This window comes from Vibrio sabulosilitoris, from assembly GCF_055391395.1.
On the sequence record NZ_AP029599.1, the window covers coordinates 677,575 to 695,941 of the forward strand.

13 protein-coding genes and 2 pseudogenes are annotated in these 18,367 nt (G+C 46.2%); 8 read left to right on the plus strand and 7 right to left on the minus strand.

The window, feature by feature from the left end; genetic code table 11:
* Positions 1-217: 217 nt before the first annotated feature.
* From ACZ5R2_RS03335 to ACZ5R2_RS03345, 3 genes and pseudogenes are all read left to right on the plus strand, one after another.
* Positions 218-1,135 (plus strand): annotated as a pseudogene (locus ACZ5R2_RS03335) (IS1634 family transposase); the annotation flags it as partial.
* A gap of 105 nt (positions 1,136-1,240) precedes the next feature.
* Positions 1,241-2,673 (plus strand): IS66 family transposase gene (gene tnpC, locus ACZ5R2_RS03340; protein WP_464899933.1). Its coding sequence is split into 2 segments (ribosomal slippage): positions 1,241-1,430 and positions 1,430-2,673, totalling 1,434 coding nucleotides; the frame shifts between segments, so codons are not numbered across the junction.
* 27 nt (positions 2,674-2,700) lie between these two features.
* Positions 2,701-3,132, plus strand: a pseudogene (locus ACZ5R2_RS03345) (IS1634 family transposase); the annotation flags it as partial.
* A gap of 77 nt (positions 3,133-3,209) precedes the next feature.
* On the opposite strand, the gene ACZ5R2_RS03350 reads toward ACZ5R2_RS03345, so the two are convergent.
* The 3 genes from ACZ5R2_RS03350 to ACZ5R2_RS03360 all read right to left on the minus strand — a co-directional run bounded on the left by ACZ5R2_RS03350 (position 3,210) and on the right by ACZ5R2_RS03360 (position 5,689).
* Entirely contained in the window at positions 3,210-4,556 is a 1,347-nt protein-coding gene (locus tag ACZ5R2_RS03350) for an ATP-binding protein (RefSeq protein ID WP_464901032.1), read from the minus strand.
* Between the two features lie 391 nt (positions 4,557-4,947).
* On the minus strand, positions 4,948-5,268 hold the full coding sequence (locus tag ACZ5R2_RS03355) for a nucleotidyltransferase family protein (protein WP_464901033.1): 321 nt from the start codon (positions 5,266-5,268) through the stop codon (positions 4,948-4,950).
* 13 nt (positions 5,269-5,281) lie between these two features.
* Entirely contained in the window at positions 5,282-5,689 is a 408-nt protein-coding gene (locus ACZ5R2_RS03360) for an HI0074 family nucleotidyltransferase substrate-binding subunit (protein ID WP_464901034.1), read from the minus strand.
* Between the two features lie 180 nt (positions 5,690-5,869).
* Here ACZ5R2_RS03360 and ACZ5R2_RS03365 point away from each other — a divergent pair, with 180 nt between their 5' ends.
* Positions 5,870-7,093, plus strand: a complete 1,224-nt coding sequence (locus ACZ5R2_RS03365; protein ID WP_464901035.1) for a J domain-containing protein — start codon at positions 5,870-5,872, stop codon at positions 7,091-7,093.
* 524 nt (positions 7,094-7,617) lie between these two features.
* Here the strand turns inward: ACZ5R2_RS03365 and ACZ5R2_RS03370 are convergent.
* Both ACZ5R2_RS03370 and ACZ5R2_RS03375 read right to left on the minus strand, forming a co-directional pair.
* Positions 7,618-8,565 carry a hypothetical protein gene (locus tag ACZ5R2_RS03370; RefSeq protein WP_464901036.1) on the minus strand — a complete coding sequence of 316 codons (948 nt, stop codon included), beginning with the start codon at positions 8,563-8,565 and terminating at the stop codon, positions 7,618-7,620.
* Complete coding sequence (locus tag ACZ5R2_RS03375; protein WP_464901037.1) at positions 8,562-8,693, minus strand: hypothetical protein; 132 nt, start codon at positions 8,691-8,693, stop codon at positions 8,562-8,564. The genes ACZ5R2_RS03370 and ACZ5R2_RS03375 overlap by 4 nt, the downstream gene beginning before the upstream one ends.
* A 565-nt stretch (positions 8,694-9,258) precedes the next feature.
* On the opposite strand from ACZ5R2_RS03375, the gene ACZ5R2_RS03380 reads away from it, so the two are divergent.
* A complete protein-coding gene (locus tag ACZ5R2_RS03380) occupies positions 9,259-11,220 on the plus strand; it encodes a polysaccharide biosynthesis protein (protein WP_464901038.1) in 1,962 nt (653 codons plus the stop codon).
* A 72-nt stretch (positions 11,221-11,292) separates the two neighbouring features.
* On the opposite strand, the gene ACZ5R2_RS03385 is transcribed toward ACZ5R2_RS03380, so the two are convergent.
* The gene (locus ACZ5R2_RS03385) at positions 11,293-11,523 is read right to left on the minus strand and encodes a hypothetical protein (RefSeq protein ID WP_464901039.1); all 231 of its coding nucleotides are present in this window, start codon (positions 11,521-11,523) and stop codon (positions 11,293-11,295) included.
* Between the two features lie 430 nt (positions 11,524-11,953).
* Here ACZ5R2_RS03385 and ACZ5R2_RS03390 point away from each other — a divergent pair, with 430 nt between their 5' ends.
* The 3 genes from ACZ5R2_RS03390 to ACZ5R2_RS03400 are packed head-to-tail and all read left to right on the plus strand — an operon-like array spanning position 11,954 to position 16,615.
* A complete protein-coding gene (locus ACZ5R2_RS03390; protein WP_464901040.1) occupies positions 11,954-14,125 on the plus strand; it encodes a YjbH domain-containing protein in 2,172 nt (723 codons plus the stop codon).
* Between the two features lie 54 nt (positions 14,126-14,179).
* Entirely contained in the window at positions 14,180-14,737 is a 558-nt protein-coding gene (locus ACZ5R2_RS03395; protein ID WP_464901041.1) for an outer membrane beta-barrel protein, read from the plus strand.
* Positions 14,738-14,797: 60 nt separating this feature from the next.
* A complete protein-coding gene (locus ACZ5R2_RS03400; protein WP_464901042.1) occupies positions 14,798-16,615 on the plus strand; it encodes a hypothetical protein in 1,818 nt (605 codons plus the stop codon).
* A 94-nt stretch (positions 16,616-16,709) separates the two neighbouring features.
* Here ACZ5R2_RS03400 and ACZ5R2_RS03405 read toward each other — a convergent pair whose 3' ends face one another.
* Positions 16,710-18,233 (minus strand): capsule assembly Wzi family protein, encoded by a 1,524-nt coding sequence (locus ACZ5R2_RS03405; RefSeq protein ID WP_464901043.1) that lies wholly within the window; start codon positions 18,231-18,233, stop codon positions 16,710-16,712.
* Between the last annotated feature and the right edge of the window lie 134 nt (positions 18,234-18,367).

Below are 18,367 nucleotides of genomic sequence, written 5' to 3' on the forward strand. Positions count from 1 at the left end.
AAATGGGACACCCATATATTTGCTATCTGAGCCCATCCTGGCCAGTCACAGTTGTCCGTCGAAAATTCGGTAATTTTCCTATTTAGCCGTCATTCCGCACCTAATTTTAGAATTAAAACAGTGTGATCCAGTGAACATTTAGCAGTGAAAAGGATGATAACATCTTGACCGCGATCTGCAGGTTTGATCTATTACTGTTATTTGACGGTTTTAAACTATGCCTACTCAGCAACCTGTTATTAAGCGTTTGGATCACCTCGGGCTCATTGCTGCATTTTGTCACGAGATTGGCCTATCAAAAATGATAGATTCAGTCATTCCCAAGTACTCTAATCACAACGTTTCCCATGGTGATGCAGTCTTAGCCATGATTCTCAATGGGTTAGGCTTTCACAGTAGAACATTGCATATGTTCTCTGACTTCTTTGAAACCAAACCCATCTCTAAGTTGCTTGCTAAGGATATTGAAGCGCACCATCTCACCGATGATGTACTCGGCCGAACCTTGGATGCGCTGTATGAGGCCGATGTCTCAGCGCTTTATCAGGTCATCGCCGAACGTGTGGTCGATAAACTTGGCCTCGCTAGCGACTCTGTACACCTTGATATCACGAGCTTTCACGTTGATGGTGAGTATGCGCACGAGGAAGATACCAAGGCAATCAAGTTAGTGAAGGGCTATAGCCGAGATCATCGTCCTGAGCTCAATCAGGTGGTTCTTGAGCTCATTTGTGAAAACCAAGCTGGCCTTCCTGTTTATATGCAGGCGCTTAGTGGCAACACCAATGATGCCAAGGCATTCGCTGAAGTCACTAGTAATCATATCCATTGCTTAAAAGCGGCACAGAATAGTCGATACTTTATCGCTGATGCAGCCCTATACACTGAAGAAAGTATCTGCTCACTTGATGAGCAAAAACAAAAGTTCATTACCCGTGTTCCAATGACTATCAAGCAAGCAAAACAAGCACTACTTAGCCTAGAGCCAGAGCAGTTAAGTAAGATTGTAGATGGCTATTCAGGATGTTGGGTAGACTCAAACTATGGCAAGGTTGCTCAGCGGTGGTTGTTGGTTCACAGTGAGCAAGCAACTAAACGAGAAGAAATTACCTTCTACAAGAACTTAGAGAAAAACATGTAAGCGTTCACCTGCCCCCTATTGACACAGAAAATGTGACTAAGAGCACTTGATCCACTTTTGCCTATTGATTGATCATTCCGCTGGCTCATGCTGGAAACCATGAAAAAGAAAAAAGCCAGCTTTAAACTAGCCCCGCCTGAGGTCTCTAATCTAAGTGAGGCAAAGGCGCTTATTGACGAGCTCTGGGAGCAGCTTCGGTTTTATGAGGATAAGCTTGCGACCAGTTCACGGAACTCCTCAAAATCACCTTCATCGGACGGCCCTAAAGAGCGAGCCGAAAGAAAAAAGCTCAAAGCCCTAGTAGTGGCAATACGCGAGGAGCTCAACAAGGCCACACAGGGCATCGACGAGAAATCAGCAAACTAAAACCCACTGACAACGTTGTTAAATGCTTGCCTGACTCTCAATGTCCATGTTGTGGAAAACCCGACGTCAAAATAAACTCGTCGCCATTTTATCGCCACCAAGTTCACGAAATACCCGAGCCTGTTGTTCACATCATCGAATATCAACTTTATTCTGGCCATTGCTCCCACTGTCAAACCCAAGTTCGAGCCAAGAAACCAGATGATGCCCCACAAGGTATCTTGGGTCCGAATTTATTAAGCTACATCGCCTTGCTTGCGGGGCAGTATCATCTCAGTGTCCGTAAAATCCAATCTCTACTCAAAGAGCATTTGGGAACAACCTTTTCGATTGGTGCTATCAGTGAAGCTCAAACCAAAGTGGCCTCAATGCTAACACCACTGCACCAAGCCATTAAACTGGCAGTGAACAAAGCGCCGTTAGTTCATATCGATGAAACCTCACACATCCGTAATGATGAGCAGAGTCTAAGATGGTGTTGGCTGGTTGCCAGTGAGGATCTTGTTTATCAGAAGATCTTATACTCCCGCTCCATACACTCTGCCAAGCTTGTGCTCGGAGAAAAATACACAGGTATCGTTGTCTCTGATCAATATGCCAGTTACAACTGGCTACCTAGCGAAAACCACCAACTCTGCTGGGCTCATGTAAAACGAAACTTACAGCAGATGGCCGACTACAGTGGTGGTGGGCATACGGCCTTTATTGGTCAGCACCTATGCTTTATTGTCAACTTGGTCTTCCGTAATCGTCACAACTTAGAAGAAGGCCACATCACAGAACTTGTCTACCTTCGCAGAATGCAGCGCTTGAGGAAATCGTTACATAGTTGGCTCAACAAAGGCACAGATGTGATGGTTAAGCGATATCGAGGAAGGTGTGCTCACTTACTTAAGCATGAAAGTAGCTTGTGGGTCTTCCTCAAGGATCTCACGATCCCTCTGACCAATAATGAGGCGGAGCGACGTCTTCGAGGTTGCGTGATCATGCGTAAAATTAGCTATGGAACCACTTCTGATGCTGGTGACAAGTTCCGAAGCCGGATCCATACGCTTATCGAAACCTGCAAGAAACGCGGCCTATCAACAATGGATGTGTTGAGTCAGATTATCACTGCTGTTGTGCACCGCCAACCATACCCTGATGTCTTTGAGCTTGCTACTTGAGTCAAGCTACTCCGGTGAACGGTTACGTTCATTCTAGCCACTAATGACATCGGCAACGAAAGTCTGACAATGGCAGCACTTCTAGATCACTACAAGTCTCAACAAAAGGTTGAGCGTGGCTTCCGTTTTCTAAAAAGTCCCGAGTTTTTGACCTCTTCAATATTTTTGAAAAAGCCCCAACGCATTGAAGCGTTACTCATGATAATGACATTGAGTCTGCTAGTTTATGCCAGCTTAGAGCACAAGATCAGAGAGCAACTGGGACAAACCGAGGAGTTTTTCCCGAGTATGGTTAAGAACAAGCAAACATCGAAATCGACTGCACGCTGGGTCTTCTTGAAGTTCGAGGGAATAGATACCTTAGATATTAACGACCAACGATTCATTACAGGGCTTCAAGAGCACCAAACTCGGCTGCTTAGTTTACTGGGTAAGTTCTATGAAGCGGTTTATTCCTGAATAAGGTGCGGAATCTCGGATTTAGTGCATAAAAGTAAGAAAATAACCGGCCAATAACACCTGTGATGACTTGTGATTCACACTTGATACTCTTTCATCACATCGACTAAATTGTCGAGTGAGAACCCTCGATACTCAATGCTATAGCCTTTTAGGTTCATCTTTTTTAAAAGGTGATGTGATTTCTCGATCAATTTTGTCTCGCTATAGTGTTTTTGTTGGCGTTTGACTTCAGCGATAAGTACTTTTTTGTCTAAGTCATTAATTGCTACAATATCGATCTCGTTGTGACCTTTGGCATCCCAATACCCGCCAATCCTTCCAAACTGTTTAGATTCAACCAAGATAGCGGTGAACAGACTTTCTAATTCCAGGCCGGAGTAGACGGTAAAATCACGTGCTATGTATCGTCGGATATAGTCATAGTTTTCCATCTCAACCGCACTCTTGTTGGCATGAATGAATCGAAACCAGAAGTTTAAAAACGGGTCAGCAATGGCGTAGCGAATGTCTCGTGAATTCTCCTTCGAGCTGATAGGGCGTTTTTTGGTGATCACATCAAAGACTTCATCCAATTTTTCGAGATGAACCCCAACACTCATGTCTAAGAAATTCTCGATTCTAGCGCGGCTGGTGTGGCCTTTTGATATGGCGCCGAGGATGTCGAAGTAGACGCGATGTTCGGAGCCAAAATCTTCAACGAGTCGGTGTGTTCCCTCTTTTATCAAAGGGGAGAACTCAGAGATCACGCCTTCAAAGAGATCATCATGCTCAGCAGAGAAACGTGTTAACCACTCAAGGTATTTAGGGATCCCACCGGATAAACACCACCAAATGAGCAGGCTCTCGGCATCGAATTGATGGTGGTCTTTCATCACTTGAGATATGTAGGACGGTTGTAAAGGTTGGATTTTAAAGAATCGGTCATCTCGGTTGAACAAAGGCTCGTCATTGCCTTTAAAGATCTTGCTCATCATACTGTAGAGGGAGCCACAGCACACAAGATGCATCATCGACGTGCTCTTATGAGTATCCCATAAATTTTGTATGTCAGAGAAGAGGGCAGGATTGACGATATCAATGTCTTGAAACTCATCGATGATGACCGTCAGTGGGGTGTGCTGGGTATAATCGAGCAAGAAGTCAAAGATATCGCGCAGCGATTGTGGCTGAAAAAACTTCACCCCAAGTTCACTTGTAATGATCTCTGCAAATTCAGCCACTAAGGCGCTTTCAATCTTGCGGCTAATGAATAGGTAGAGAAATGGAATCGGCGCCTGATGAAATGCTTCGTTTAACAAGCGAGTTTTACCCACGCGTCTTCTGCCGACCATCACGCTCAGTTGTCCCTTTGAATCTGCAATTTGTGTAGAGAGTGTTTGTAGGGCTTTTAACTCTTTTTGACGATTGTAAAATTTCTTCATGGTGTTGGGCTTTGGCTTTTATGGGGTATTCATAAGTAAGATAGTGGATATGTGGGTTACTGTAAATATAGTTACTGTAAGGTTTAATACAGTAACTATATTTACGGTGGGAAGGAAGGAAATTGAAAACATAGAAAAACCACCACAAAAAGCTTAGGACACCAATTGATTTGTGGTTGTCATACTGCGGCTTTCAGATTTTAATCGACAGCATTAACACGTTAAATACAGAGAATACTGGACACCCACATACGCGCAATGCAAGTGTGTTGGTCAGAACAACTTACTATGTGAGCTAATTCTGGCCAGTTGCAGTTGTCCGTCGAAGAATAAATAAGACACCCATATTTTTCCTCTTTGATTAAGAGAAACCGCACTGAGGCTTAGCTGGTTACTTCAACGGGATCCCATACTGGCTAATATGAGCGAGCAGTGCCTCTGAAGTAATTGTGCGTTTGATCACCAGGTCAACCTTATAAGGGAGTGATGACTGCTCAAGCTGATCTTGAATCTGTGCGATGGTGGTTATAGAGAGGTCGGTGCCCTCTAGGGCAAGGTCGATATCTGAGCTGTCTTTGAAAGTTCCTAGTGCTCTTGAGCCAAATACCCAAGCTTGTTCTACGAGTGGGTGATGAAGAACAATATCTTCAATTAACTGGTATTGGTGTGGCTTTAGACCCAAGGCAGCTACTAAGGAGTTGAGGTTTTGCATAACTGTGCTTCGTTTAACCTTGCTTTATCTTTAAATATTCTGTGACTTGTTCAATCACAGGGGCAAAGGAGCCCAAGATAAGCTTCTGAGCCTCGAGAACATTTTCTTCATCATAAGTATGTGACAACAGGTTGCGTTTGATCAGCGCCTCCAGTAGCGTCTCACACTGTTGTGACGACAGGTGTCTTGCTTCTAAAGCAGTACGGATGACACTGCGCGGAGAGGCGACATCAAACCCTTCAAATTCGAGTAGATCTTTTAGCGTTTTCCATGTGAGCTCGAATGAAAACTCAAAAGTTTGCACTAGGCCAGCGAGCTCTAACTCATTGTAACTATCTTGCGCGCAGGCCTTCTTGAGCCTTTGCTGGGCTTTGCTTAAATTCTGTAAACGTTGTTTCCAGCGGTCTGGGTTTGAGTTCATCTTCGCTAACCTAAGTGTGATGTTAATCGTTGCGCTTACTTTACTGGGTTTGGGAGGGGGATGGTAGGGGAAAGGCTAAATAGGACACCCGTTAATTTGCCATAAATTTTGTCAGATTGACGGGCAAGGGCGTATAATCGGGCCTTCATCAAACTTATTCACCGTCGGGATCATCTGCTCATGACAGCGATAACTCTATCTTCTCTGGCCACCACTTCAGTGACCAAGGCACCACAAGGCAAGCTGAATCAATTGTGGAAAGAGATCGAGAAAAAAGCTCTGCGAAATCAGCGCTATCAAATCAAGCTTGAAGGGTTTTACCATGATTTTAAAGCATTGGTTGAGCCCCAGGAACAGGCTGTTTGTCGCGCCACCGAAAAATGGATTGGGCATTTGATTGGCTTTATTGCTCGTAAAACGATCAAAGGGTCGCAGCGTGAGGCCTTGTATGAGTGGATCGACCAAGAGCTGTCGATACTGGAGTCGAACCCCTTCAGCCCGGTAGAGTTGGGCGCATTGCGCGGTAAATTCAGTGAAGCCATGATCGCGTATACCGAGGGTCAATCCAGTGACGCTTCTTATTCCAAACATGATCTTGAGTTGATGCGCCATGAGTTATCAAAGATGCTTGGTATCAGCGTGGTGCTTACCGATGAACAATTGACAGAGATGGTGAACAATCCTCGTCTGTTTCAGGCTTACATCCAAGAGCAACTCGAACTGCAACATGAGCAGCAAGCGTTTGATGAGGATGACGATGAGATTGATGATATCGATTGGGGAGAGGAGCGCTTTTTTGAGCACGACTTTACAGCCGATGATGCGCCATCGCCTGATATCGCGCCAATGGCTGATGTGTTGTACAGCAATAAGGAAATGACCCGGCTTTATCGTCAGTTAGCGAAAAAGCTCCACCCTGATCGCGAAACCGATCCCAGCAAGAAAGCACAAATGCAAGTCTGGATGCAGCAGTTGTCTCAAGCCAAGAAAGACAAAGATCCGGTGTCCCTTATTTTGCTGGCGCAGCAGTTTCTTCCCGAGTATGAAATGATGCTTGATAAAGAGATGATCCAGCAATTACAGCGCACACTTGAGGACAAATTGGCCCAGCTCAACGCCGAGTATCGAGAGATGCAACACGGTGAGGGTCTCGAAAGTCAGCTTTGGCGCCGCTTTGGTGGAGGCAGCAAGGCCTCACGAGAAAAGGGCCTGAATCAATATCGCTCTCGGTTGGAGGAAGAGGTTGATGAGCTACATCAACAATGTGCCCAGCTTAAGACGGTCAAGCAGATCAAAGTGAAGCTGGCCGGACGCGTTGAGCAGGCGCAGCTTGAGCAGATGTTGTTTGAGCTTAATCCTTTTGAGTTAGATCCCTTCGAGCTTGACCCTTTTAACAGGCGCTAGATTTGAATAGATGAGAATAATACAAATAAAATAATACAGGACACCCATTAGTTTGACTAAAATAATAGAGGTAGAGTTTTCGTTGTTGGACTACTTAGCGTTAGTGGAAGCTTTGGGGCAGTCTGTAAGACCGAATAAGCGCGGAGTAATATCGTCAGGTAAACCTCCACTTCTCGAATGGTTAGGCATGGGTACAGAAGAGTGGTTAAAGTTCTCAAAGAGCTTTGGTGTCAGGTTTCGTTGTGCGGTTGGGACTATAGAAGAGCTGGCATCTTATGCTTCGCACACCAATCGAGCGTGGGTTGCGGGTCAAAGGATAGCGGCGATACCACTCTGAAAGAGCCTTCTATATTAGTGAGTAAAAAGGAGCGATGGTGTCCTATATCAAAAAGCAGGTCTCAATCGATAGCACCAACACGAAAAAACGGGCAATGAGTTTCAAACTCCTTGCCCGTTTTTGGTTTTACCCTGTATGAGTTAGGGTGTGAGGTGTGTTAGTCATCGGGAAAAATCACTAACACAGATTATTTTTCGAGAGTCCCCAGTGTGATGATTGAGCCTTCAGTAGAGTGAATTAGGCTCGGGGTAACTGATTCATCAGCTCCTATTGGCAGCATGTAAAGGTGGTTATCTCGGCTAAAGTAGATATTGTCGCCATGGATAGCTAAACCAAATACTTCTCTTGAGTGAACTTGAATGCTTTCGTCATGGAAGTGGGTGATTAAATTACTACCAGTAAGGTCGATGGACTGAATGGCCGATGCCGTATTCCAGAAAATTCTTGAGTTCTCTTCATCAAAAATCACGTTTTTGATTGAATCTTGTTCACTGATAAAGAGAAGGCCTGAAGATTGATTAACGATCGCTTGGCGGTCTTGGGTGCTATCAACGCCTCGTGTGGCACTAAAAATTGCCGCTTCATCATTGCTCAATGATGGATCAGACGCAACTCCGAAGTACATACGGTCCATGCCCACAGCGATACCCCATGGGCGACAGTTGTTTTTACAGCGCTCGGCAACAGGGTCATAAATGACATGGTGTGCGTCGCCTGAGTCACTGCCATCCCCATCCAAATAGTTTGCTAGGACATAGTCGATTAGCTCACTACTGTTATAGATGTAGTTGTGCTCGCTATCGACGATGATGTTACCCAGACCAAAGAATTTCAGATAATGGGAGGTACGAATATCGTTACCGTTTAAGTCGTACTGTTTTATACCATTAAAATTATTATGGTGAATACGAGTGAAAATCGTCTGATCGTGAATATCAAATGCTGTAAGTCCGTATTCTTCAATCAGGGTCTGGGTATCATGATTCTCCAAGCTCAGTGTGTTGAGTTTATTAGGTACTGTAAAATCTGTGTACTCTACCCAAGCTAAAGACACAGATAGCTCTTTTTCACATGTCACGCCGTTATAAGTGAACGATGCTTGGCCAACAAAGTCATGATTTTCTGCGCAAATCACATAGTCTTGTTTTCTAGGATCAAAAATTGCGACTTGGGAAATGGTGTCACCAGGTTGAATATCAAGAAGAGTAAGCCATTGATCATGCTCATCATAAAGGTGGCTTTTGTCTTTAGTGATTGGCCCATTAACGGAATCCTTTGATAGGTTTGGTGTGGCAGCAGATTGAAAGGCGCCAAAAACGGCGTTGTTGCCTACGTTAGTAATCTCGATGCTTGGCGATGAGTGGGGTAAAGCGCTGTGCGCTTACAGTGCCATCATTAATGATGATAAACCAATAAATAACTTCATTTAATAACCTGTTATATTTTTTGATAATGCTTTTGTTAATGTTCTGAAATGTTCAGACAATCAGAAGGTTAGTGACGTTACTACACTGCAGGGATTGTTATGTCACTAATAATGACAGAAATGTAAATAGATGGCAGAGCATCACATATTGATTTCAATGGGTGAAAATCTTTCCAAGTTGATGTGGCACAAGTCACTTAATTGAGCTTAGTTAACGCCTGAAGTCCTGCGTTTTTGTGCTACTGAGTTGATCGTTTTTTGTTCGATGTGTGAACCTCACCCAAGAATGGGGAAGCCGTTAGGTTTACTCTAGCAGGACTAAAATAAGCACACAGATGCTTATAAAAATATAAGTAGCTCACAAGATTGAGCTCAAATAAAACCAACGTCAGGTAAATTACTATGCAACGTCTGCAATTCTTTTGGCAGCTGTCACGTGCGCACAAGCGTATCATCAGCGTGCTTATCGATGGCGTGCTCATCTTCATTGCGTTTCATCTCGCAATGGTGGCACGTCTTGGTCACAACCAGCACCTGCTTGAACCTCAAGCTTGGCTTATCGTCAGTGCGCTTACGTTCGGTACAGTGCTGATTTTTGTCCGCGCAGGGCTCTATCGTGCGGTATTGCGCTACCTTACTTTTCAAGTCTTGTACGTTGTTGGGGTAGGTACGATGGCCTCAGCAATCTATCTGTATGTGCTTAATCTCAGTTTTGGATTGCCGCTGCCGCGCACCTTACCGTTGATTTATGCCGCCTTTTTAGCGCTGTTGTGCGGTGCGCCGCGAATGCTGGTGCGCTCGCTGGTAACGAAAAGCTCGGTAAAGAAACTCAAGCAGGTAGTTATCTATGGCGCGGGCTCTGGCGGGCGCCAACTGGCTATGGCATTGCGCGGCACGGGCGAATATCGTGTTCGTGCTTTTGTTGATAAAGATGCGACGCTGATCAACACCGTGATCCTCGGCTTACCTGTGCTCGCTATTGATGACGTTGCGCCATTAATCGACAAATATGAGGTTTCACAAGTACTTTTGGCGATCCCAAGTGCCCGGCGCTCTCGACGTAAGATGATCTTAAAAGAGCTCACTAAGCTGCAGGTTGAGGTGAGAACTGTGCCGGATATGAGTGATATCGTCTCGGGCAAAGCGAAGATTGATGAACTCAAAGATGTGCCGATTGAAGACCTACTTGGCCGCGATCCTGTCGCACCGCAACCTGCGCTGCTTGAGGCAAATATCAAGGACAAAGTCGTCATGGTCACGGGGGCAGGGGGCTCGATTGGCTCGGAGCTGTGTCGCCAAATTGTGATGCAAAATCCTAAGGCGATCATCTTGTTTGAGCTGTCTGAGTTTGGTTTGTATGAAATCGAGCGTGAGCTTTCGCAGCTGAAAGTCGAAAAAGGACTCTTGTGCGACATTGTTCCGCTGCTAGGCTCGGTGCAGCGAGAGCATCGCTTAGAGACGGCAATGAAGTCGTTTAAAGTGCAAACGGTTTATCATGCTGCCGCTTATAAGCACGTGCCATTGGTGGAATACAATGTTGTTGAAGGGGTGCGTAATAATATCTATGGCACCTTTTATACCGCGTGTGCGGCGATTGATGCTGGAGTCGAATCGTTTGTACTGATCTCAACCGACAAAGCTGTGCGCCCTACCAATATTATGGGTACCACTAAGCGTATGGCGGAGCTGGGGCTGCAGGCACTGGCGGAGCTTGAGAACAAGAAGCCGTTTGGTACACGCTTTTGCATGGTGCGATTTGGTAATGTGCTGGGTTCTTCGGGCTCGGTGATCCCACTGTTTAAAAAGCAAATTCAGAAAGGTGGCCCAGTCACGGTCACGCATCCTGATATCACTCGGTATTTTATGACTATTCCCGAGGCGGCGCAGCTGGTGATTCAAGCCGGTGCGATGGGTAAGGGCGGGGATGTGTTTGTGCTCGACATGGGCGAATCGGTCAAAATTACCGATTTGGCGACCAATCTGATCCAGCTCTCAGGTCTGGAAGTCAAATCAGAGGCCTATCCCGATGGGGATATTGAGATCAAGTTTACTGGGTTGCGACCGGGTGAAAAGCTGTATGAGGAGCTACTCATAGGCGATAACGTTAAACGCACCGCCCATGAGCGGATTATGACCGCGCACGAAAGCTACCTGCCACTGAATGATTACCAAGCCTTACTCGATAAGTTGGATAAGGCCTGTCATTTGCTTGAACATGACACGATTCGTCAATTGTTGCTCGAGGCTCCAACTGGGTTTGCGCCCACTGATGGAATTGGCGACTTGGTGTGGACGTGTAACCAAGAGCAGAATAAGAAAGTGGAGCATAAGCGAAGCAACGTTGTTGCAATTAAATTGGGTTAGCCGAGCAATGAGGCTGCCCAAGATGGAAAAACGATTTACTACATCGGTAAATCGTTGCAGTCGTGTTCGGGATTATTCTGGGATCACTCGGCGAAATTTTTCGGCCTTCTTGAAGAAGAGCAGTGAACACATGCATACAAAAATAACGGCCATTGCTGCGGTCATGTAGTGCAAGTTCTCTGTCAACATTAGCACCGCGATCGCAAGAAAGATCATGGCAATCACGCTCGCCTCGATAACCTTGCCAACATTTTTTCGTTTCTGGCGAAACTTTGCGTAACGATAAGTAAAAATGGTGCTCATGGGAACTGCCTCTCTTGAGGAAAACAATAGCGAATTGACCTAGTCATTATTAACGACCAATTGTGAAGGATTTAAGTGACAAGTCGATGCAAAAAAATACAGGGTGGAACAGAGATCTAATTTTACTTTGTTGTTTCTGATTAGGTATTTATTTTGAGTATGCTGTGCGGGTAAAAAGTGACCGTAAATTCACAAAAAGTATGTGCAAGATCACGTTATATGCAACAAAGTGAGCTTAAGCTAACCAGTTGCAGGGTCTGTCAGTGAATTAGATTGTTGATGTTTAAGTAATTTATTCTAGCTTACAACAATAGGCCATTTGAATATAAGGATGTAGATGGTGCTAGGAGTAGTGGGTAGCAACTTAGTGTGTAAAAAAACAGTGCTAAAAAGCAATGATATAGCCAAGCCGGTGACAAGGAGTGCATTGTTGGTAAAGAAGATAGCTGCCGTATTGGCGTTGTGTAGTCCAGTGGTTGTGTGCCCTTTAACCAACGCTGAACCACTGAAAACAACAGTAGCGCAAACGGGTTGGACAGGTGTGCTGAGAACACCACACGCCGATACCTTGCCTTTTGGTGATGTGACATTGACTTACAATACAGAGGATAACGTCGATCACACGGCCAGGAACCGTCAGGGGGCACATGAGACTCTTCTAATGGGGTTTGGGCTGCTGCCACACACGGAGTTTGTCGCGCAGTTAACTTACTATGATTATGACACCTGTAGTGGCGGGCTATGCGATCTCTCGGTGGCAGGCAAGGTGAACTTTGACTGGTTGATCCCCAAGGAATGGTTCCAGTTTGCCTTGGGCGGTAGCGATCTCGGTGGGCAAGCTGTGCGTCATCGCGCCTATTATGCGGTGGCCAGTAAGCAAGTCGCTCAATTTCGTTTCTCGCTTGGTTATGGTGATAATGATGCTAAAACCAATCACCAAATGGGTAACCATTATCTCTCGGGCATTTTTGGTGGTGTCGAATATCAACCCTTATCTTGGTTACAGTTAGTCGGCGATTACGATGGTACTGGGGCGAATGCCGGGCTGAAGTTGTTCACTCCAGAAGATTGGTTACCGCTAGGCTCTACCGCACACCTAACGCTGCAAGCCTATACGGATTCTGATACGCCGACGCGTGACAATAAATGGCTTGGGCTCGGGCTGACTCTGCCATTGGCAGGGCCGAATTTTGCGCCGCGCTATGTTCGTGGTAATGAGTCTGGGCGTGAAGGTGAGTCACGTCCGGGTGTCGATATCACTCAGCCAACCGCTATTGAGCAGGCTACGGATACAGCGATTAGTGAGTCGGCTGTCGTGATAGAGAACACCAACGCTAGTCAGACTGCTAATGCGGCCGTGACAAGCAATGAACGTATCTCTGAACCCACTATTGCTTCTGGCTCACCACAGCAACTTGAAGTTTTGCAAGATAAGTTGGTCGAATATGGTTTTGAGAATGTCTCGGTAGGGCGTGTCAATCAAACGGTGTTGGTGAAAGCGGAAAATAATCTATTCAACCGCAATGAACTGGACGCGATTGGGGTCATTCTTGGCTTGATCCTAGATAACACGGATTTTGCTGAGTTCTCTTTTGCCTTGCTGAATAACAACATTCCCGTTATTTACGTCTCAGGCAGCCAAGAAGAGCTACAAAGTCTCTTTGCGCCTCAGTCATCGGCCCAATCACCACGACTGCGTGTTTCAGAGACCAGTCGTGATTTTGATGATGTCCGCTGGGTGAATGAACGGCAGAACTCACACACATTTAAACCGAGATTGGTTTTTGCACCAAGCTTGTACTCGACATTAGGGACTGAGTTTGGCGCATTTGATTACTCGTTGGCTCTATCCAGCAACTTACAGATCCCAGTGTGGAGCGGTGGCTTGGTGGATGTGCGACATATGTTGCCGTTGTCGAACTCCGATGATTATGAGGACGGTAGGCGATTTGGTAACAGCCGACATCAAAGCAGTATTGATCGAGCGCTGTTCCATCAAGGGGTGAAGCTGCCCGGCAATCTTATGTCGCAATTGAGTGTCGGGATCATTATGACCGATTATTTAGGTGGTACCGGTGAGATGCGCTGGCAATCGCCACACGGGCGCCACCGACTAGGTTTTGAGGCATCTTACTATGAGCACCAAAAAGACGACAGGATTGAAGATGCGACACCTTTGATTGCCAATTATCGCTATTACCTTGACCGCTATGACTGGGCGCTGGAAGCCACTGTAGGCGAGTACTTTTTCGGTGATCAAGGCTTTACCGTAACCAGTCGCCACTGGTTCGGTGATACGTCTGTGAGTGTTTTCTATCAAGAAACCGATCAGAGCTTTGCTGGATTGAACATTTCGGTGCCATTGACGTTCAGAAAAGACATGGCGCCAAATCCAGTTCAAATTCGAGGAATCGATCAATGGACATGGGGTTATCGCACTATGGTGCGTAATCCTGTCAACTTGCTGGACTTCGGTGCAGCCCAGCAATCAGATTTGCAAAACAATATCGATCGTAATTATTACAATCGGGATAGGCTATCAGCTGGCTATATCAACGCCAATCTGACGAGATTGAGAGACGCCTACTTGCTTTATCGATAAGTTTTATAGGTTTTAAAGGATTATTAACAGAGGCTAGAAAATAAGGGAAGTACAATGAACAATAAACATTGTTTGGCACTGGCAGTGGTGTCTACCCTCACTGCATTTTCAACTGCCGCGCAGGAGATGACACCATCGCTATATGTGGGGGCTTCACTGGGAGCGGGGAAACTCACCGATATGGACTCGGCGGTGACCAATGCCACAAGTGTCGATCGCGATACGACGGTATGGACATTTTATGCCGGTGCGCAGCTTGAAGAGTATCCATGGCTTGCGCTCGAGGTTGGGTATGTTGACCTTGGCAAGGTATCGTTGGATGACGTGCGAGGGGATTACAAAGCATCGGGCTTTGATTTTGCAGCAAAACTGATTTACGACGTGGACGAGCAATTTAATGTGTTTGGTCGCCTTGGTGGCATTGCTTATGACTGGGAAGCCAATGGCAGTGCTTGTTGCAACGACTCTGACATGTCAGCTAGCTATGGCGCTGGTGTGACCATGAACTTCCAGAATAATTGGAATGGAGTGTTGGAGTATCGCTTTTACAACAATATCGGTGGCTCACCAGATTTCCATACCTACAACCTTGGCGTGCAATACGCATTTTAACGGCGCTCGGTTAGATCGACGTGTTGAAGTGAAATCAAACACAATTAAAAGGCTTAAATCATGAATAAGACGTTATTAGCGACAATGATAGGTCTGGCAGTGCTAACCGGGTGTGAGCGCTCAGACAATAAGAACTTTATCGATGAGGGGGTTGAGGTTGAGGCATTTAATTCTCCTTACGCGATTGACTTTCAGGGCTTAGGCGCTGGGGTAATAGAAGAAGATGTGCCATTTGAGCTAAAAAGTGCTGATGGTGAACTCAATTACCTTGATATCACCAATGCCGAGGAAGTGACCAACCCTGCGACGCGCAGTACGTTGGTTGAAAAGAAATATGTGACAAAGACTGGTGGATTCATTATTTCACGCACTGCCAACTCTTCTCCGGATCCGATTGTTTTGGAGTTGTTGGTTACTATTCCGGACTATTTTACTACCAGTCAAACCATTACCATTCCGGCATCATCTGATGTTCTTGAGGAGGGGGCTGGGTTTGAGGTGGTGATCGTTACGCCACTTGAACTGGATGTGGACGATGTTGGGGTGACGTCTCAAGAAGCAACGGGTAGATCGAATGATTCTGGTGCGGTAACCAAAGCGATTGAAGTGAGTACTCCCGTTCCCGGTGACGATGCGGCAAACGCTCAGGCTGTCGCAGGTGGTAAGGTTGACTTGACGGTTCCAGTCTCAACCGTAGTCCTTGATAGAGACGATAAGGCAGTTACTGGGCCTCTAACAGCCAATGTGGTTTACTATTCCAACGAGCCAGATGGCACAGGGAGTTTAGATATAGACTCAGCCTTGCTCGCTTTCCCTGGTGGGTTATCACCAACCGAAATTATCGGTGAAGGAAGTGATGAGCCTGATCCGGCTTACAATGACAGCACGTTTGTTTCGGCAGGCTTCACAGCAATTCAAATTCAGAATGACAAAGGGGATATCGTCTCCAAATTTGTACCGTCGGTTGAGTTGAGTTTCCAAGTCTCAGAAAATACCATTGCACCTGAAGGCGAGGTTATTGAAGTCGGCAACACTATACCAGTATGGTCTTACTCAGGGGATAAAGGTAGATGGAAAGCAGAGGGTGAGGCTAAAGTTGTTGCCTATAATGATGTGAGTAAAATGTACACAGTAACCAAGGAAATCAGTCACCTGTCTTACTATAACCTCGACTACTTATTAAGTGATAACTGCAACATCGATATGACGATTCAAGATGCAGACGGTCAGAATTATGCCACTAGTCTGTTGATGGTCAGAGGTGGGGGGGGCTGGAACAAGCGAAAATATATCAGTGGTTTCGGTGCGCATAAGTTTCTTCGGGTTCCGGTTGAAGGAGAAGGAACTCTTGCGATCACGCGTTCGTTTGGCGCTAAGCTAACTAGTTTAATTACATCTGCATCAGTCAATGGCACTGATATTGACATTAATGATGATGGTACCCTAACTTACAAGTTCTGTGATCTCGATGGTGGCACCATCACGATAGGCTCAGATGCGCCTGTGTCAGTAGATTATTCGGTGAAGTTGCAGACCTTCTGTTGGGATGGATCAAAGCAAGTGATTCAAAAGAATGTGCCTGGGTTCGTGCAGATATACCGAATGATTGGTGATGATCGCTTCAGTGTCGCCAAATTTAATGTCGGGGCAGGTATACCCTATTCACTTTTCCTCGAGCCTGGAGATTACAAAGTAAACGGTATCCTGCGTGGCAATCCAGTCGGTGATCAAGAAGCCAGTAACAGTATTACTATTGTAAAAGATACGCCTTTGGATGATAGCTTACTTTTCTATGCTGGTAATTCACAGTGTAGTACAACCGGTGGCACCGGAGGCTCTGGTAGCGGTGGCGCCAGTGGTGGTGGTACTGGTAACTAAACTACCTATTGAGTCAACAATAAAGAGAGCCATGCTGGCTCTCTTTATTTTTACAAAACAGATTTAGTGTACGAGTTATCGCCTCGTATCTGCTCTAAAAGCTATAACGGTATTGTACATACCCCGACATATCTTCATCATTATCCGCACCATCACGATACTTGATATAACTGTACTGCCCACCCAGTTCAATCTCACCTTGCTGCAGTGGGAAGCGATAGCTAAAGTCCACCACCCAAGTATCTTCGCCATCCGAGACCTGGTTTCCGCCCCATTCAGGGTTGAGAACAAAGTCATTGTTTTGCCTGTTCAGCTCAAGATAGCGAATATTGGCTCTCCACAAGTGGTTGTTGTGATTGTTGATACCAATAAAGCCTAGCGTGTAGGTGTTAGCATCATTGTCATAGGTTGAGCCAATCACGCGACCGTGATAGCGATAGCCAGATTTGTAGGTGCCGTGTTCATAGGCGCAGTTGTACTCGTAGAAACAGCTTGGCATCGTCTCTGAGTACTCAAAGAAGGTTGTGATACGCTGGTCGGCAATATAGTAACTGATGTCTGCACCATACAGGTGGCTGTGGGCATTAAATGGGGGAATACGCCATTTGAATGAATCCTCACCCATGATCTCATAATAGAGGCTGTAAGGCACATCCCGCAAGGTATGGCCCCAGCGAAAATCGATCGATGCGAGTTGGTTGGCCGGGTTATTAGCGATTGGGTTATCCTCATCTGGGTTACCACCAACATAATCGTTGGTATTACCAATCAGCATTTTCCACCACTCTTCAATAGCACACGACTTTTTAAAGCCCTCGTTGGTGGTGCCACAGATCTGCGCCGAGCGTGACACACCAATTGTAAAGTTTGGATGGGGTTGGATGGTGCCACGCCAGGTCCACAGCAGGGCATCAGAGACATAGCGGTCGTCATTCATCCAGCCGACGCCAGTGGTCATTGTCCACGGGCCGAGCCACTCGAGGATAGGCACATCGAACGCCTCTGGGCTGTGGCGCGTAACATTTACCGATGGCAATGGACGGGCGTTGGTGCTCATCAACAGGGTGGTATCCCAGCCAGGGCCATACCATTGTTGTTGATAGCCCGCGCTAATCACCCAGTTACCAACAATCCCTGCGATGTAAGAGCCATCTAGGCGAGCATCTTCACCGTCTTGTGCATCATAGGCAAGTGTGGCCTCTAGGTTATATGCCCACCATCGCCCTTGGTCACTGACGCCAGCAGTCACTTCGGCCTTCTCACGCATTGGTGTGCCAAAGTGTTGGAAGCGTGCCGGATCTGAGGCTATACCAGCCTCAAGTTTGACTTGAGTGCCTTGTGAGGCGCGATAAGCACGATTAACGCGCTGCAGCGCGCTGGCTTCAAGGCTAGTATTGGCCTTGCCACTATTAGCGCGTACATCACTGATGATCCCGTCCCACATTAGTGGATAGGTAGTGAGGGGGACGGTGATTATACCCGAATTGGCGAGTAGTTGTAGGTCGGCTCTTAGGTGCAGATCATTGGGTTCAACCCAAGGTTTTGCCTGAGCAAACGCCGCGCTGGCAAACAGGGCGAGACCGAACCCTCGCCATAGTGTTATTGGTTGTGACTTCATCGCAAGAATAGGTAGGACAACTAGTAATATTAATAGCAATTGATTAGTTTAGCACGGCTCACGGAGAACGCACCTTTTAACTATCTTTGATGAAGATCTTCATGCAAATAGTTGTTATTATTTGCCCAGTAAAA

What these genes read in the sequence shown, in the direction of transcription:
- ACZ5R2_RS03350 (WP_464901032.1), bottom strand. Translation starts at nt 4,556, where the DNA reads ATGAAGAAATTTTACAATCGTCAAAAAGAGTTAAAAGCCCTACAAACA.
- ACZ5R2_RS03405 (WP_464901043.1), bottom strand. Translation starts at nt 18,233, where the DNA reads ATGAAGTCACAACCAATAACACTATGGCGAGGGTTCGGTCTCGCCCTG.
- ACZ5R2_RS03360 (WP_464901034.1), bottom strand. Translation starts at nt 5,689, where the DNA reads ATGAACTCAAACCCAGACCGCTGGAAACAACGTTTACAGAATTTAAGC.
- ACZ5R2_RS03365 (WP_464901035.1), top strand. Translation starts at nt 5,870, where the DNA reads ATGACAGCGATAACTCTATCTTCTCTGGCCACCACTTCAGTGACCAAG.
- ACZ5R2_RS03400 (WP_464901042.1), top strand. Translation starts at nt 14,798, where the DNA reads ATGAATAAGACGTTATTAGCGACAATGATAGGTCTGGCAGTGCTAACC.
- ACZ5R2_RS03395 (WP_464901041.1), top strand. Translation starts at nt 14,180, where the DNA reads ATGAACAATAAACATTGTTTGGCACTGGCAGTGGTGTCTACCCTCACT.
- ACZ5R2_RS03380 (WP_464901038.1), top strand. Translation starts at nt 9,259, where the DNA reads ATGCAACGTCTGCAATTCTTTTGGCAGCTGTCACGTGCGCACAAGCGT.
- ACZ5R2_RS03375 (WP_464901037.1), bottom strand. Translation starts at nt 8,693, where the DNA reads ATGGGCCAATCACTAAAGACAAAAGCCACCTTTATGATGAGCATGATC.
- ACZ5R2_RS03355 (WP_464901033.1), bottom strand. Translation starts at nt 5,268, where the DNA reads ATGCAAAACCTCAACTCCTTAGTAGCTGCCTTGGGTCTAAAGCCACAC.
- ACZ5R2_RS03385 (WP_464901039.1), bottom strand. Translation starts at nt 11,523, where the DNA reads ATGAGCACCATTTTTACTTATCGTTACGCAAAGTTTCGCCAGAAACGA.